This is a genomic window from Nocardia sp. NPDC058114 (assembly GCF_042884695.1).
Taxonomy (GTDB): Bacteria; Actinomycetota; Actinomycetes; order Mycobacteriales; family Mycobacteriaceae; genus Nocardia.
On record NZ_JBHVTK010000004.1, the window covers coordinates 685,433 to 700,305 of the forward strand.

Sequence of the window (14,873 nt, forward strand, 5' to 3'; positions counted from 1 at the left end):
GTTGTCTACTGCTGCGTTGATTGAAGTCGAAGGGGTCGACGGTTCGCTGTGGACCCTCTCTGGTGCAGGTCAAGGGCGTGAGGGTGTTGAACTCGGCACGTCGCCTACCGGGCTGTACGACGCCCCTGTCAAGACGATCTGGAATTCATCCGCGTTCCAGATCGGTGCCACCTTCGGCGGCGCGACCTGGCAGAAGCGAGACGTCGTATTCGGTGTGAATGTGTTCGGTACGCAATCCTCGAACTGGGAGAGCACCGACTCTGCATGGCGAAAGGCGTGGGCGTACGACCGGGACTCGAAGCTGATCGTCACAACCGAATACGGTTCGCGGACACTGCGTCTTCGCTTGTCCGAGCAGCCTGAGTTCAAGCCTAAGCGTGATCCCCACTCGAAGGGTTGGAGCCAGGTCACCATGACCTGTACCGCGGGTGTCCCCTGGTGGATCGAAGACGATGTCACTGCGATCGCGGCATCCACGATTGATACTCGTCCAGACGGCGCATCCGAAACCCTCTGGGTGCCTGTCTCGAACCCTACTGACCAGCCGATGTGGTTGCGGTGGGTCGCTTCCGCACCGGGAGCGTGGACGCTGCCGGACTTCTCGTGGAAGGAAGACAACGCTGCCAACCGAGTGATCACCATGCCCACCCTGACGAATGGTCAGGACATCACTGTCGACACCGACCCGATGCAGGAGATGGTGGTCGCGGCGGACAACAGCTCGGTCTGGGCGCGCATGAACGGCCGAATGTTCGTGCATTCGGTCCCGCCGTGGACCCCGGAAGTGCAGGTCCCGGTTACCGTCAAGGGCGCGCCGGCCGGCGCGATCGTGCAGGTTCGCTGTCCCCGCAACTGGTCGCGCCCGTGGGGGCTCCAGTGACTGAGCCCTCGACCAGCAGTCGCGTCGACGATATCTATGAGAAGGCGCTCGCGGTCCGCACGCAACGCCGAGACCTGCGGGTATCTGCGCCGCTGATCCGCCTGTGGGACGGCGACTGGAATCTGCGCGGCATCTCCCACGCCGAGGTCTCCGGTGACTTCAAGTGGTTGTTGAACGAGTCCGGAACGGGGCAGCTGGTTCTCCCGGCCGACCACTACCTGGCGAAGTGGATCATGGATGCGCGCGGGCGGAGCACCCAGAACGTCCATGTGACCGTGGACAAGGACGGCGCGCGGTGGGGCGGCCGCATGAAGACGGCGACGTTGAAGAAGACCGAGACCGGCTTGAAAACTGTGGTCGTTCAGTTCATGCACGATTACGAGGAACTGAAGTACATCCAGGTGTGGAGCAATCCTCTGCTACCCGCCGCGTTTCAGTTCCCGAAGGTCTTCATGCTGGCCGGCCCGTCGGTGTGGTGCCTGAAGCTGTCGCTGTTCCTCAACATCCTCCGAAAAGAGGCGAGTCTTTGGGCACTCCCCGACGATCCACTCGACCCGGAGCAATGGTTCAACCTCGATCAGTCGCGCTGGTCGATGGTGGTTGCCCCGAGCGAATTCTTTTCTGACACGTCGATCTGGACGATCATCTCGTCTCGGTGGAAGACCTGGCACGACATGGCGGCGCCCACTCTCGACGACGCGCATCTGATGGTCACTTGCCGTCGATTTCTGGCAGGTGATCCACCACCTTGGCCGGGCGCGAACCTGCGCCACGGTTGCCTGATATTCGACATCGTCGACAAGTCCGGCTACTACTCGGGTACTTCCGAAGGCGGTACGGTGCTCGACGGTCTCGTGCACACAGTGCAGGAATTTGTCAATGACATGGCAGAGCAGGAGCCGAATTTCCTGCCCGATCCCAATTCTCCCGAGGAATACCGACGGCAGGACTGGCTCGGCACACTCCCGTCGAACCCCTGGGTGGTGTATCGGGAGAATCAGTACACCGGGATCCAGACCTCCGAGTTCACGATCTCCCCAGCGACCGCCGTGCAGATCAACTGCGGCGGCAACAGTATGCCGGGTGTGAACGAAGCCATCTCGGCAATGGTGCAGATGGTCGGCAACCTGACATCGACTGTGACGGTGAGCATTCCGATCGTCGGAGGTGCCGGTGTGAGCTTGCCTCCGATGGGCGGCCCCCTCGACACATTTCTCAAACCGCTGTACAGCGACACGATTCTGGCTTGGATGTCCTTCAAATCGCCGTTGCGTCCGCCACGGATGGGCTGGTCGCACTATTTCGAGCGGTTCCAGACCGGCGCAGACAAGGCCTACACGCTGTCGTCATTGCTGTCGATCCGAGCAGGACTTTGGGCGACTCGGGCCTTCTCGTCTCACAAGATCACCATTGCCGATGGAGCGCCCTATTTGATCGGCGAAGGCGGCCGCGGTCACTTCTTCCTCGGAGACCGCATCGGTGCAACCGTCGAGGGGATGCCTGCGGGCGAGATCTTTGTCGAGCAGGTGACCGCACTGGACTTGACCTGGTCCCGAGGTGCGACACCGTCCTGGCGGATCACCATCGGAACCGACAAGGCACTCGAAGACCCCGTGGTCAAGTCCTTGCGTCACGTGCAAACCATCATGGGTGACCTGCAGATGCTCGGCGTTATGTAGTTCGTTATCCAGATCCGGAGATATCAATGGCGCTGCCATCACAAGAAGAATGTAATCAGAACGATCCCGAGGACGCCTTCGTATGGGCATTCGTCGGCCTGCCGGGCCCTCGCAACGGCCCCATGCTGGTTCCTCAGCAGGTGCTCGGGAAATGGTCGAAGCATCTGTGGGAACTGGGGTTTCGACATCACCCGGAAGCGCAGCAGTTGGAGTACCACCCTGCAGTAGCGGGTTCGGAGCATTGGATCTCCCAGGCGGGCAACTGGGTCCCGATCGGTACCCCGCGCCCACCGGAAGTCACGCTGGGCTCGGTTGCCGATCTCAGTGTTGACGAACGCCGCGAACTCGTGCGACAGCTCCATGAATCCGGGGAGTTGGCGCATCTGGTCGATGCACGATCCTTGGAACCGGATGTGGCGCAGGACGGTACCTTCGATGGGCCTCAGCCGTGACCAGCCCTGACCGAGCGATGCCCGCGGGGGCGCTGACCGGACCAGGTGGCAGAACTGTCGGCACCATCGGCAAGCTCTCCCAAGATTCGATGAAGTCGGTCGTCTCAGGGGACATCGTCAAGTCGTTCAGCGGCATCTCGGTGAATCTGGGCTCCGCTGTCGACGCGGGCGTAAAGCGGTTCGCGGCTGATCTCTGCGATGCGGTGACCGGTGCCACCGGGGGGCTGATCAATCTCGGAGGCTGGGCCCGGGACCTGCGCGCGGAAGCCGATCAAGCACTCCAGGATTCGGCACGGGCGCAGCAAACTGCTCAGGGTGCGCAGGTGACCGCGGATGGCCAGACGACGATCATCAAAGCCACGAACTCGCGCGTGCAGGTCGTGATCGACGGGCTTCCGGTCAAGCCCTATTGGGAATCGATGAACCTCACCGAGGAGACCTCGTTTCCGCGCAACTTCCTGCAGCGTGCCGCTTGGGAGCTTTCGGCGAGCAACGGTGCCGTGGTCTCCAACTACGTGCCGAGCTACACGCCGGCGGCGAACTCGCTGGAGGGGGCGTTCATTCGCTGTCTGTACAGCGGCGGGCGGAAGGTGGTCAGCTACATTCCGGATGCTGTTACCTCCCCGTGCGAGTTGTATGTCGTCGTCGGTCGAATGCTGGACAACGGTGACATCAAGATCGAGTGGGTATCGCCGAACCAGACGCCACTCATCACCGGTGCTCGCGGCGAGCAGACCGTCGAGATGCCGGCCGAATTGATGTTCGAGCAGGGTGAGTCGGCATTCGTCGGAATTCATCAGCGCGGCGGCGGAAATCGCAGGCCGCTGCTGGGGATCGAGGCGGTCGACATCCCGCGCCCGGCAACGGTGTGGCCGCCCCAGGTGAACGCGCAGTTCAGCACCTCGTCGCTGTTGTCGGCGGGAGTGACACTCGCCGCGGGAACCCTGTCGTTCGCGTCACGGAGGACGCCTTACATCTCGATTGGAAAGGCCTCTGTCACAGGGGATCCGGTCAAGTTGTCGTTCTTCGAGGACTTCGAAAACGGGATGCCGACCGCGTTGGTTCGGATGTCGGCGCGGTTTGCCACCACCGCCGACGGCGTCTTTCAGGTCGATGGCATGGACGACGGTTTGCGTCGGTATCTCTACGGGCAGAAGCTCAATTACGACGACCAGATGGTGACCGGGCGAATTCGAACCCCGTCGGACTTCAGTGCCCGGCTGTTCCTCCGTTCCGATGCGGCCAACAACAGTTATGTGTCGTTGTCGGTGACGAGTTCAGCGATCGTGATCGTGCGCTGGACCAGCGGTTCCAACGGCACGGCGCTGGCCGCGCTGCAGACGTCGGTCGGTGACAATGTCGAAGTTCGCCTCAAGGCGGTTGGCAATGTCTACACCGCCGAACGCAAGATCGGCGGGGTGTGGACCGCGGTATTGGTGCATACCGATACCGCGAACACGCTGCCATCGGGGCCCGCGTACCGCTATACCGGTCTCGGTACCGAGCGTCAGTCGTGGACCGACGGTGGTGGCTGGGGCGACTGGCAGGCGGAAGACCTGTGACCAGCCCCGACAACAGGTTCCCCGAGGGCGCGTATTCCGGAGTCTCGGGGGCACGCAGCATCGCCAGACTCGGCGGGACCACCCAGCAGTCGATGCAGACAGCGATGCGCGCGCAGGTGATGCGCGCCTATGCCGATATCCCGTTCAACTTCGCCAAGGGGGTGCAGGCGGGACTGCACGAACTGGCCGCCGCGCTCTGTGACGCGATCACCGGCTTCACCGGCGGGTTGATCAACCTCGGCGACTGGGCCCGCGCATCACGCGCTCATGCTCAGGAGGCGCGGGAGCAGGCAGCGACCGCGCGTGATTCGGCCGATGTCGCCGAGGAAGCTGTGGTGCAGACCGCCGAGGTAGTCCAGGCGACGAACTCGCAGGTTCAGGTGGTCATCGACGGCCTACCGGTGAAGCCGTACTGGGACTCGATGAATCTCACCGAGGAAGCGTCGTTTCCGCGCTGCATGCTGCACCGACGGGTGTGGGATCACGCCACGGTCTCGAAACCTGGATACATCCCGTACACCTACACATACGTCGCCGGCTACGACGCCAACGGATATCCGATATATGCAGACCACACGGTCCACGCCCGGTATGAGCCGTCATATACGCCGCAGGCGAACACCCTCGACGGTGCGTTCATCCGATGCCGGTACAGCGGTGGTCGCAAGGTCGTCACGTTCATCGTGGACGCGGTGAGCAATCCGTGTGAGCTGTATGTGGTGGTCGGCCGGATGTCGGCGAACGGCGACATCCGGATCGAATGGGTGTCGCCGAATCAGACGCTGAGCATCACCAACGCACGACTCGAGCGTTCCGTCGAACTGCCGAACGAGCTCGTTTTCGACGTGGGGGAGACCGCATTCGTCGGTGTTCACCAACGAGGAGAAGGTAATCCGCGTCCGCTGCTCGGCACCAATTCCACTGATCTGCCGCGAGCACCCGGTGCCTGGCCGCCCCGGCCGAGTGCTCGGTTCGCGGCATCAGGAGCGTTGGTGGCCGGTGCGACTGTGGCGGCGGGGTCGATGAGCTTCACCTCGAACTCGGTGCCGTATGTGGCACTCAGCAAGAGTCTGGTCGCCGGTCCGCCGTCGAAGCTGGTCTTCTACGAGAACTTCGACTCGGGTTCGCTACCAGTGGCTTTGAGTCAGGTGTCGAGCTTGCCCGCGGCGGTGTCCGGCGGGGTATTCGTGGTGGCTGGTGGTACCGACGGCATTCGGCGCTATCTCTACGGCCAGACACTCAATTACGACGATGTGATGGTGACGGGCCGGATCATCAGCCCCTCGGTGCGTCACGCCTGGCTGATGTTGCGGTCGACGCCGGACAACAAGAGTTTCGTTTCACTCAATGTGACCCAGTCCACTGTGTCGATCTTCAAATACGAAAATGGCGTCTGGACAGCACTTTCCAGCGTCGAGACGGCGATCGTGGGCGGCGATGTGGTGCGGCTACGTGCAACGAACAACCTGTTCACGGCTCAGCGCAAAACCGCTTCGGGGTGGGACGACGTGCTCACCTACACCGACACCACCGGCACCCTCCCCAGCGGTCCGCGCACTCGCTACACCGGCCTGGGCAATGAGCGCGCCGACTGGGTGAACGGCGGCGGCTGGGACTACTGGAAAGCAGAGGATCTATGACAACCACCGTGACGGTCGACGGCCAGGAACTGGCCTTCGCCGTGGAGAACAACATGCTCGTCGTGTCGATCGTCGCCGACGGCATCGCGAACAGGCGCGGCAGCATATTCATCGGTGCGCTGGAACCCGAGCCGGGTCCGGTCTACATCGAGCCGGATCCTGTTGCGCCACAACCGGAACCATCGTCCTGAAATGGAACCCCATGTCTGAACAGAAGCAATTCGGCTATGACCCGACGAACCTCACCCTCGTGCTCTCCAAGGGTGCCGACTTCGTGCACACCGTGGCACTGGAATCGGGTGCGGTATTTCCTGCCGAAACCAAGGTCCGGATCGTGCTGGTGAATGCGTCGGAAACGGTGCTCGACACCTGGCAAGCGGTAGTCAGCGCGACCGAGGCGAAATTCGTCATCGGATCGGAGCTGGCCGACGCCATCGCCGCGGGCGCGAAATATCGCCTGTACGTGTCTTACCCGACCACGCCGACCACTGAATACCTCTGGTTCTACGGAGCCGTTCGCCGCAAGCAGTAATCGACTCACATTTCACTATCTCTCCAGGAGGAATCCCATGGCTATCGCAGTTGCTACCACTCGCCAGGCGCTCGCCGACGCTTACAAGAACGTCGCGGGTTCGAACACCGTCTACATCAGCGTGCACATCGCCGACCCGGGCACCACGGGCACGAATGAGGCGAGCGGCGGTTCGCCCGCCTACGCCCGCAAGCAGTCGACCTGGACCTCCGGCACCGGCGGCGTGGTCACCGGTTCACAGGTCACCCTCGACCTGCCGGCGGGCTCCTACACCTACGTCGGTCTGTGGAAGACGCTCGCCGGTGGTCCCGCTGACTTCATCGACAAGGTCGCTATCAGTGCCACCACTCTGGGTGCTCAGGGCCAGCTGCTGATCACCCCCACCTTTACTCAGAGCTGACGGAGGGCGCCGAATGGCTACGCAACAATCGACGGTGCGGGCCACATTGCCGGCGCCGTCCACAGCTGTCGTGACACCGCCCGGTACCTCGGTCACCACCTCTAGGTCGCCGGCAGTGCCGATGGTCGTTCTTCGCGATGATGTACCGATCATCGAGCCGTATATCGTCGCCGGGTACATCGGCAACGGTGCCGTCATCGCGCGACTCGACACTGTGCGAGCGCAGGTTTCGGCACAGCCGACAGCGAGCGGCCAGGCTACAGCGGCAACCTCGCCGCGCGCCGGCGCGTCCAGCACCGCAGGTGGGCTGGGGCGGCTGGTCGCGAAGGTCGTCGTCAAGTCAGGGAAGGTTCTGCTCGACGCGGGTCTCACTGCGGTCGGTGATTCGACTGCAATGCTGAACACCCACCTGCCCAGGTCCTTCGTCGCTGAAGGAATCGCGAGCGCTGAGATGGTCGTGATCAGCAGCGCTGAAGCATTGTTCGGCGGCGACGGGAGGTTCTCCGGTCTGAAACCGTTTGATCTTGCGTTCGCCGGTGATAGCAGTCTCGCGGTCGCAGCGGCGGCCGCTGGGCCAGTTGTCGTCGCCGGTGGTCAGTCGGGAGAAGGCTCGTTGTCCGCTCGGACCGGACAACCGGTCGCTCTTGGTGGCGGCGGGGTGCTCGCAGCAGTGCAAGGTGTGCCTGTCGGTACCGCCGGTTCGGGTGGGCTTGTCGCAGGAACTAGCGCCAAGGCGGGAGTCGACATGGCACACGCCGGGATCGGCCAGTTGTCCATGGTCACGGTGCCGAGTTTTTCGCCTGCCGGAATGACCAAGTCCTCGGCATGGACCCAGATGACAGACAAGCAGACCAACGTGACCGGTTGGACCGCCGACACCGCCACCTATCCCGGGTCGGCGGTCCAGTCCGACGGAGTTGTCGCTCAGTCCGCGAAAGCCGCAGCAACACTGAGTGCTTCGATCGTCTTCACTGCGGCCGCGGCTATGAGTGTCAATGTCACGCTGCAATTGACGGTCAACAACGCTGTTGTCGCGACGGGTACTGCCACGGCAGTCCCCTCCAGCGGGTCGGGCACCGTGAGCGTGTCGACGGTCCGCGCTATCGCGGTCGGCGACGTGGTCCGGGTCCAGGCGATGGGCAATCAGTTCCTCGCGCAGTTCAACCCGACCGCACAGGCGAATCCGGCGTCGTATGTGCGAATCACCTGAGGCGTGATCCGTGGGTGCCCTATCGGTCCGATCGACTCAGCGCTGCACAAGTTCGCTGTGTCGACGAAATCCGTAGCCGAATCAGGCTGCCTCATTCGATAGAAAGGAATCGAACAATGTCGAAACTTGTTCGTATCGCGGTGAATTCCAATCCTGAATGGACGACCATTCGGGTGCCTCGGCAGGCTCGGCCGGTTAGGGCGCGGCGTGCCGGTGGCGTGGTCGTCGGCTGGCCGCCGGGCTCTGAACCTACTTCCGATGTCGTCGTTTACAGCACGTACTGGGAGGTTCCGAGTAACGCTCTGGCGGGTGAGGAGACCTATCTGATTCGTCGCGGTGTTCTGCCCGACCAAGCGGCCGGCCACCCCGGTGAGCCGCCGAGCGACGAGGTGAGTGAATCCGGGATGGCCGGTGCCACCGCGTTTTTCGCGGAGGACTCCGAGTTCTTCTGGATCTACCGTGACCTGTTCCAGTCCGGTACCGGCTACCCGCCCAACCGCGTCTGACAGATCAGAATCGACCAGTTTCGCTACGGAACTGGTGTGCACTGGAATCAGTGCTCGGCCCGCACCCCATGACCGGGGTGCGGGCCGTTTCGTCGTTTCCGCACCTGGAGTCGGGCGGGATCAAGAGCTGAGGTCGGTGGGGGTGGGGACGACGATGCCGTAGAGGTCGGTGATGGTGGCCAGGGCGCTGGTGTGGAGTTGAGCTGCGGGGATGTCGCCCAGGGGGCGGGTGGCGCAGGCGTTGGCGACCACGGTGGGGGTGTTGCCTCGGAGGAAGGCGCCTTCGGTGGTGAAGGTGACGCACATGTGGGTCATGAAGCCGGCGATGATGAGGTTGGTGTTGCCTGCGGCGTCGACCAATTCGGCGAGGTCGGTGTTCACGAAGGCGTTGGGGACGGATTTGACGACGGTGGGTTCGTTCGAGGTTGGGGACAGTTGGGGATAGATTCGGCCGATGTCGGTGGTGATGTCGTAGGGGGTGTCCTTGCCGCCGTCGTTGATGACGTGGATGACGGGGGTGCCCGCCGCCCTGGCCGCGGTGAGGAGTTCGGCGGCCGCGTCGAGGGCTTGCTTCCAGCCGGTCAGTTCCATGACGCCCTGGGTGTAGGTGTTCTGGTAGTCGACCAGGACGAGGGTGGAGTTGGTCAGGGAGGCGGGGGTTTCGTCGAAGCCGTTGAGTGCGCGCAGGGTCGTGGAGGTCATGGGATCCACGGTATGGACGCCGCGGGATGTCGGCAATGTCATGTAACCTGCAGATTCGGACATGGAGGTGTGGGTGGCTGAGCGGCTCGTGGTGATCGTGTTGTTCGATCGGGTGGATCTGCTCGACGTCACGGGGCCGCCGGAGGTGTTCTCGCTGTTGCAGCGGGAGATGGACGAACCGACGGGGTATCGGGTGGTGCTGGCCGCCGAGTCGATGGAGGCGGTGACCACCTCGGCGGGAGTGCGAATTCTGCCGGATGTGACGTTCGCCGAGCTGGGGCGGGTGGACACGGTGGTGGTGCCGGGGGCGGTGGAGACGGACAGTCATCGGCGGGTCAGCGCGGTGGTCGATCCGGGGGTGGTCGCGGCCGTGTCGCGGTTGGCCGAGGGTGCTCGGCGGGTGGCTTCGGTGTGCGTCGGTGCGCATATTCTGGCGGCTGCGGGCCTGCTCGACGGGAAACGAGCGACCACGCATTGGTCGACCGCGCAGCAATTGGCCGCCGAGCATCCGGAGGTCGTCGTCGACGCGGACCCGATCTACATTCGCGACGAAAATGTCTGGACCGGAGCGGGACTCACCGCGTGCCTGGATCTCACGCTGGCCTTGGTGGCCGACGATTTCGGGGACGAATTGGCGTTGCGGGTTGCTCGCCAGCTGGTGATGTATCTGAAACGGCCGAGTGGGCAGAGCCAGTTCAGTGTGTCGCTCGAGCCGGTGTCGACCACGCGCCGGATCGAGGATCTGCGGCACTACATCGCGCGCAATATCGCGAAACCGCTCACGGTGACCGACCTCGCCGAGCAGGTCCATGTCAGTGAACGTCAGCTCACGCGCATCTTTCGCACCGAACTCGGGATGACGCCCGCGGCCTATATCGAGTCGGCGCGGGTGGAAGTGGCGCGGCACCGGCTCGAGACGAGCGACGAAACGCTCCAACGGATCGCTGCCGCTTGCGGTTTCAACACCATCGACACGCTCGCCCGCGCTTTCCGTCGCCAGCTCGATACGACCCCCAACGAGTACCGCCGCCGATTTCGTATCGGGTGACTCACTATGATCTCTGTCGGGACGTTGTCGGTGATGATTTGAGCAACAAGGGGTTTCATATGGGAACGGGTATCGCCGAGGAATGGCCGACGGGGTCGGCTACGACGACACTGTGGGGGTTGACGTCGCTCATGCAGCTGATGGTGAGCGGGTCGGGGTCCTGAACAAGTCACCGATAGTTCTTGCCGCTGTCCGTCTCGTTCGGGTGGCCAAGTGTTACGAGCACGAGATGTACGGTCCCGCCGCCAGATGAGTCGCGTGTGACCGCGTACCAAATGCGGCCACCGTCGGTGATCTTGTACTGCCATCGTTCGAATTTTTCGCCACCGATGGTCACCTTGTTCAGATCGCCGCGAAGCGGGTAGCACCTTTCGCAGCGTTCTTGCGGGCTACGGGTGAGGAAGTCCCATGCATCAACCAGGGCGTTGCGTGCGGTAGCGCGCGCATCGACCCAGCCCTTCTCCGCTTCGCGTGTTGCGAAACGAATCTCGAACTCGACCTTCTTCAGCGGGCGCGAGACAGCACGGTTTTTGGTCAAGTCGCTCCCTACGGCCGTTCGACAACAGGGCCGTCGCTATCGATCCAGGTCAGGTCCCCATCGCCCGATCGGGGCAGGCCCGCCGCGTATGCCTCGGCAGTTCCGGTCCAGCTCTGGACGCAATGCAGGAGGCGGGTGTATTCGCCCAGTTCCGCAGCGCTCCAGATCAATTCCGCCACTTCGGTGATGAACTCGGCCCGCTCGCTCGCGCTGAGCGCATCTACCCAGGCGAAGGTGTCGGCGACAGCCTCGGCGACGTTGCCCTGTCGACGAACCGCGGCACGCATCAGTCGGCTGGCCAACGCGATACCCGCGTCTTGGCGGTCCAGGTGGCCGGCCCGCATCAGGATCAGGTCCTCGGCGTCGCGGCGGGTGATCCGGACGATGCCGTCACCGGCTTTCTCCACCACGTCTTTCGGGTGGCGGAGTAGCTCGGTGAAGGTGGCGGTAGTGCTCATAGAGCCAGACTACACCTACATCTGATGTTTATCAGATGTCTTTGCCGAGCTGGCCTCGCTCAGCAGTGGGGCGTCCGCGCAGCTGGTCGCGGTGCTGGCCTCGCTCTGTTTCACCGCACCGGGATCAGGCGGTACAGCCACCAGGGGCGGCTCGGGAACGCGGGGTCGTAGATGCGCAGCATCATGCGGCGCTCCAGGCCGGTGCTGCGTTCGCGCAGGCGCAGGTGGCGGCGTGCGATGTCCTGTGGGCGAACCTCGCTGGTCCAGATCGGATCCCAGTCGGGGGACTGACCGCACGATTCGGTGATGGCGGTGACGCGCTGGGTGGGGGCGAGGGGGGCGAGCATGCGGAAGGCGTGGACCAGGAGCTGGGCTTCGGTGGTCCAGTCGAGGTAGACCTTCTTCGCCACGGGGTTGAGGAACATCCACTCGAGCACGTTCACGCCGGCACCGAGACCGGGGAAGAGGCGCTGATAGTCGGAGTTCGCGGCGAGCATGTCCATGGTGGGGAAGCGCGTGAGGCAGGCGGGGTGAGTGAGGCTGGCGAGGTCGGCGAGGTCTTCGGCCGACGGAGCGGTAGGGGCTGCGCCGGATTCGACGGCAGGTAATCCGAGAACCAGGATGGGCTTGCGATACCAGAGTGGCACATCCAGGCCGTCGAAAAGTCGTTGCAGCATGGCGGGATTCGGGACGAGGGTCCCGGATTCGATCTGGCTGATCAGGAGTGGTGCGAGCTGCGTGCGGTGGGCGAGCTCGGTCCGCGCGAGTCCCGCGGCCAGCCGTCGTTCGCGCAAATACACACTGAGCGCCGTGCTTTCAGCCATCCCAACCCCCGAGCCTCACCCCGACCGACGGTAGATCCCAGGGTACGCCGGGTGGGTCGCCGGACGGCGGTGAACCGGCGTCCGAAGAAGCTGTTCGGTGGCACGACCGTCAAACGCGTCCGCCCGCTGTGTCCGGGTGCTCACCGCGTCGAAAGCGGATTGAGCGGGCATGTTCGCTCGGCGTTCATCTCGTCAAGGTTGTACGTAACCAGCCCGTGATAGGAATGGCCGACCCACTTCGAAGGAGATTTTTCATGGATGGCCTGATGTACTTCCTCACGACGCTCGCGGCACTCGGTAGCGGCTCCGCTTAGAATCGCGCGACACCACCGTCCCGTGAGGGAGACAAAACGGGCCGGAGCTGAATGCTCCGGCCCGTTTTTGCGTGGATCAGGTGAGAAACCTCAGAAGGCGGCCTCGTCCAGTTCCATGATGTCGTTGTCCAGGTTGGCGAGGATCGCGCGGGTGGCGGTCAGCTCGGGCAGGACGTTGCGGGCGAAGAACTGCGCCGAGGCGACCTTGCCGGTGTAGAAGGCGACGTCGGAGCCGGTGGCGCCGTTGTCGAGGGCGGCCAGCGCGATTTCGGCCTGGTTCAGCAGCATCCAGCCGATGAACAGGTCGCCGACCGACATCAGGAACCGCACCGAACCCAGGCCGACCTTGTACAGCTCGGTCGGCTGCTCCTGCGCGCCCATCAGGTGGCCGGTCAGGGTGGCGGCCATGGTCTGCACGTCCTCGAGCGCGGTGGCGAGCAGCTTGCGCTCGCCCTTGAGACGCTCGTTGGCCGAGTCCGACTCCAGGAACTTCTGGATCTGGCCCGCCACGTGGGCCAGGGCCACACCGCGGTCACGCGCGATCTTGCGGAAGAAGAAGTCCTGCGCCTGGATGGCGGTGGTGCCCTCGTAGAGGGAGTCGATCTTCGCGTCGCGGATGTACTGCTCGATCGGGTAGTCCTGCAGGAAGCCCGAGCCGCCGAAGGTCTGCAGCGAATCGGTCAGGTACTGGTAGGCGCGCTCGGAGCCGACACCCTTCACGATCGGGAGCAGCAGGTCGTTCACGCGGAACGCGACGTCCTTGTCGGCACCCGAGACGACCTCGGCGATTTCCGGGTTCTGGTGCGCGGCGGTGTAGAGGTAGATCGCGCGCAGGCCCTCGGCGTATGCCTTCTGGGTGGCCAGCGAACGACGCACGTCCGGGTGGTGGGTGATGGTCACGCGGGGCGCGGCCTTGTCGGTCATCTGGGTCAGGTCGGCACCCTGGACGCGGGTCTTGGCGTACTCCAGCGCGTTCAGGTAACCGGTCGACAGGGTCGCGATGGCCTTGGTGCCCACCATCATGCGAGCGTTCTCGATGACGTCGAACATCTGCGCGATGCCGTTGTGCACCTCGCCGACCAGCCAGCCCTTGGCGGGCACGCCGTGGCCGCCGAAGGTGACCTCACAGGTGGCCGAGGCCTTGATGCCCATCTTGTGCTCGACGTTGGTGACGAAGACGCCGTTGCGGTCGCCGTAGGTCTCGGTCTCGAAGTCGAAGTGGGTCTTGGGCACGTAGAACAGCGACAGGCCCTTGGTGCCCGGTCCGGCGCCCTCGGGGCGAGCCAGCACCAGGTGCATGATGTTCTCGAACATGTCGTCGGAGTCACCCGAGGTGATGAAGCGCTTGACACCCTCGATGTGCCAGGTGCCGTCTTCCTGCTTGATCGCCTTGGCGCGGCCGGCGCCGACGTCGGAACCGGCGTCGGGCTCGGTCAGCACCATGGTGGCGCCCCAGTTGCGGTCGGCGATCTTGGCCGCCCACTTCTTCTGCTCTTCGGTGCCGTTGTTGAAGAACACCTGCGCGAAGCCCGCGCCCGCGGCGTACATCTGGATGGGCGGGTTGGCGCCGAGCACCATCTCCGACAGGGCCCACGCGACGGCGGACGGGGCGCCGAGGCCGCCGAGCTCCTCGTTCAGCGGGACCTTGGCCCACTCGCCGTCTTCGAGCGCCTTGTAGGACTTCTTGAAGGACTCGGGGATGGCGACGGTGTGGGTGTTCGGGTCGAACACGGGCGGGTTGCGGTCGGCGTCGGCGAAGGACTCGGCCAGCGGGCCCTCGGCCAGGCGGCGGACCTCGGAGAGCATTTCCTTGACGGTGTCGGTGTCCAGGTCGCCGAAGGCGCCTGCGTCGAGCACCTTGTCGATGCCGAGGACCTCGAAGAGGTTGAACTCGAGGTCGCGAACGTTTGCCTTGTAGTGGCCCATGTGAGTACTCACTCTCCATTGAGTTCTGGTGCGGTCGGTGGTGTGCCGTTCCCGCCCGTCGCCGGTTTTCCGCATGCTACTCGCGGGTAACTTATTCACCATATTACCGGTGGGTAATCGTCTCGGCAAAGGGGTGGGCAGCAATGTGATGTGAAAAACACGCGCGGCTGCGGAAACGTTGCTCGCCGCGACCCCGGGGCTA

Annotated in this window: 16 protein-coding genes; 11 read left to right on the top strand and 5 right to left on the bottom strand. The window is 63.8% G+C overall.

Annotation, left to right across the window (positions count from 1 at the left end):
• Window position 1 precedes the first annotated feature (1 nt).
• The 10 genes from ACFVVI_RS19230 (at window position 2) to ACFVVI_RS19275 (ending at window position 8,861) form a co-directional block, all read left to right on the top strand.
• Window positions 2–880 carry a phage tail protein gene (locus ACFVVI_RS19230; protein WP_387446148.1) on the top strand — a complete coding sequence of 293 codons (879 nt, stop codon included), beginning with the start codon at window positions 2–4 and terminating at the stop codon, window positions 878–880.
• Window positions 877–2,559, top strand: a complete 1,683-nt coding sequence (locus ACFVVI_RS19235; RefSeq protein ID WP_387446149.1) for a phage tail protein — start codon at window positions 877–879, stop codon at window positions 2,557–2,559. Before ACFVVI_RS19230 ends, ACFVVI_RS19235 begins: the two co-directional genes overlap by 4 nt.
• 26 nt (window positions 2,560–2,585) lie before the next feature.
• Window positions 2,586–3,011 (top strand): DUF2744 domain-containing protein, encoded by a 426-nt coding sequence (locus ACFVVI_RS19240; protein ID WP_378635157.1) that lies wholly within the window; start codon window positions 2,586–2,588, stop codon window positions 3,009–3,011.
• On the top strand, window positions 3,008–4,573 hold the full coding sequence (locus ACFVVI_RS19245) for a hypothetical protein (protein ID WP_387446150.1): 1,566 nt from the start codon (window positions 3,008–3,010) through the stop codon (window positions 4,571–4,573). The genes ACFVVI_RS19240 and ACFVVI_RS19245 overlap by 4 nt, the downstream gene beginning before the upstream one ends.
• Entirely contained in the window at window positions 4,570–6,213 is a 1,644-nt protein-coding gene (locus ACFVVI_RS19250) for a hypothetical protein (RefSeq protein ID WP_387446151.1), read from the top strand. Before ACFVVI_RS19245 ends, ACFVVI_RS19250 begins: the two co-directional genes overlap by 4 nt.
• A complete protein-coding gene (locus ACFVVI_RS19255) occupies window positions 6,210–6,404 on the top strand; it encodes a hypothetical protein (RefSeq protein WP_379222612.1) in 195 nt (64 codons plus the stop codon). The genes ACFVVI_RS19250 and ACFVVI_RS19255 overlap by 4 nt, the downstream gene beginning before the upstream one ends.
• Window positions 6,405–6,415: 11 nt before the next feature.
• Complete coding sequence (locus ACFVVI_RS19260) at window positions 6,416–6,745, top strand: hypothetical protein (protein ID WP_378635166.1); 330 nt, start codon at window positions 6,416–6,418, stop codon at window positions 6,743–6,745.
• A 37-nt stretch (window positions 6,746–6,782) separates the two neighbouring features.
• Complete coding sequence (locus ACFVVI_RS19265) at window positions 6,783–7,145, top strand: hypothetical protein (protein WP_387446152.1); 363 nt, start codon at window positions 6,783–6,785, stop codon at window positions 7,143–7,145.
• Window positions 7,146–7,890: 745 nt separating this feature from the next.
• Entirely contained in the window at window positions 7,891–8,355 is a 465-nt protein-coding gene (locus tag ACFVVI_RS19270; protein ID WP_387446153.1) for a hypothetical protein, read from the top strand.
• 116 nt (window positions 8,356–8,471) lie between these two features.
• Window positions 8,472–8,861 carry a hypothetical protein gene (locus tag ACFVVI_RS19275; protein WP_387446154.1) on the top strand — a complete coding sequence of 130 codons (390 nt, stop codon included), beginning with the start codon at window positions 8,472–8,474 and terminating at the stop codon, window positions 8,859–8,861.
• 120 nt (window positions 8,862–8,981) lie between these two features.
• Here ACFVVI_RS19275 and ACFVVI_RS19280 read toward each other — a convergent pair whose 3' ends face one another.
• Window positions 8,982–9,563, bottom strand: a complete 582-nt coding sequence (locus ACFVVI_RS19280; protein WP_387446155.1) for a cysteine hydrolase family protein — start codon at window positions 9,561–9,563, stop codon at window positions 8,982–8,984.
• Window positions 9,564–9,636: 73 nt separating this feature from the next.
• Here ACFVVI_RS19280 and ACFVVI_RS19285 point away from each other — a divergent pair, with 73 nt between their 5' ends.
• A complete protein-coding gene (locus ACFVVI_RS19285; RefSeq protein ID WP_387446156.1) occupies window positions 9,637–10,611 on the top strand; it encodes a GlxA family transcriptional regulator in 975 nt (324 codons plus the stop codon).
• A gap of 169 nt (window positions 10,612–10,780) precedes the next feature.
• Here the strand turns inward: ACFVVI_RS19285 and ACFVVI_RS19290 are convergent, their stop codons facing one another.
• The 4 genes from ACFVVI_RS19290 to ACFVVI_RS19305 form a co-directional block, all read right to left on the bottom strand.
• A complete protein-coding gene (locus ACFVVI_RS19290; RefSeq protein ID WP_387446157.1) occupies window positions 10,781–11,149 on the bottom strand; it encodes a hypothetical protein in 369 nt (122 codons plus the stop codon).
• 8 nt (window positions 11,150–11,157) lie between these two features.
• Window positions 11,158–11,607 carry a hypothetical protein gene (locus ACFVVI_RS19295; protein ID WP_387446158.1) on the bottom strand — a complete coding sequence of 150 codons (450 nt, stop codon included), beginning with the start codon at window positions 11,605–11,607 and terminating at the stop codon, window positions 11,158–11,160.
• Window positions 11,608–11,717: 110 nt separating this feature from the next.
• Window positions 11,718–12,431 carry a helix-turn-helix domain-containing protein gene (locus tag ACFVVI_RS19300; RefSeq protein WP_378989147.1) on the bottom strand — a complete coding sequence of 238 codons (714 nt, stop codon included), beginning with the start codon at window positions 12,429–12,431 and terminating at the stop codon, window positions 11,718–11,720.
• A gap of 404 nt (window positions 12,432–12,835) precedes the next feature.
• Window positions 12,836–14,671, bottom strand: coding sequence for an acyl-CoA dehydrogenase (locus tag ACFVVI_RS19305; protein ID WP_378989528.1), 1,836 nt, complete (start codon window positions 14,669–14,671; stop codon window positions 12,836–12,838).
• Between the last annotated feature and the right edge of the window lie 202 nt (window positions 14,672–14,873).

Coding starts and splice junctions, on each gene's coding strand:
- ACFVVI_RS19240 (WP_378635157.1), top strand. CDS start 2,586: ATGGCGCTGCCATCACAAGAAGAATGTAATCAGAACGATCCCGAGGAC.
- ACFVVI_RS19255 (WP_379222612.1), top strand. CDS start 6,210: ATGACAACCACCGTGACGGTCGACGGCCAGGAACTGGCCTTCGCCGTG.
- ACFVVI_RS19260 (WP_378635166.1), top strand. CDS start 6,416: ATGTCTGAACAGAAGCAATTCGGCTATGACCCGACGAACCTCACCCTC.
- ACFVVI_RS19265 (WP_387446152.1), top strand. CDS start 6,783: ATGGCTATCGCAGTTGCTACCACTCGCCAGGCGCTCGCCGACGCTTAC.
- ACFVVI_RS19270 (WP_387446153.1), top strand. CDS start 7,891: ATGGCACACGCCGGGATCGGCCAGTTGTCCATGGTCACGGTGCCGAGT.
- ACFVVI_RS19275 (WP_387446154.1), top strand. CDS start 8,472: ATGTCGAAACTTGTTCGTATCGCGGTGAATTCCAATCCTGAATGGACG.
- ACFVVI_RS19280 (WP_387446155.1), bottom strand. CDS start 9,563: ATGACCTCCACGACCCTGCGCGCACTCAACGGCTTCGACGAAACCCCC.
- ACFVVI_RS19295 (WP_387446158.1), bottom strand. CDS start 11,607: ATGAGCACTACCGCCACCTTCACCGAGCTACTCCGCCACCCGAAAGAC.
- ACFVVI_RS19300 (WP_378989147.1), bottom strand. CDS start 12,431: ATGGCTGAAAGCACGGCGCTCAGTGTGTATTTGCGCGAACGACGGCTG.
- ACFVVI_RS19305 (WP_378989528.1), bottom strand. CDS start 14,671: ATGGGCCACTACAAGGCAAACGTTCGCGACCTCGAGTTCAACCTCTTC.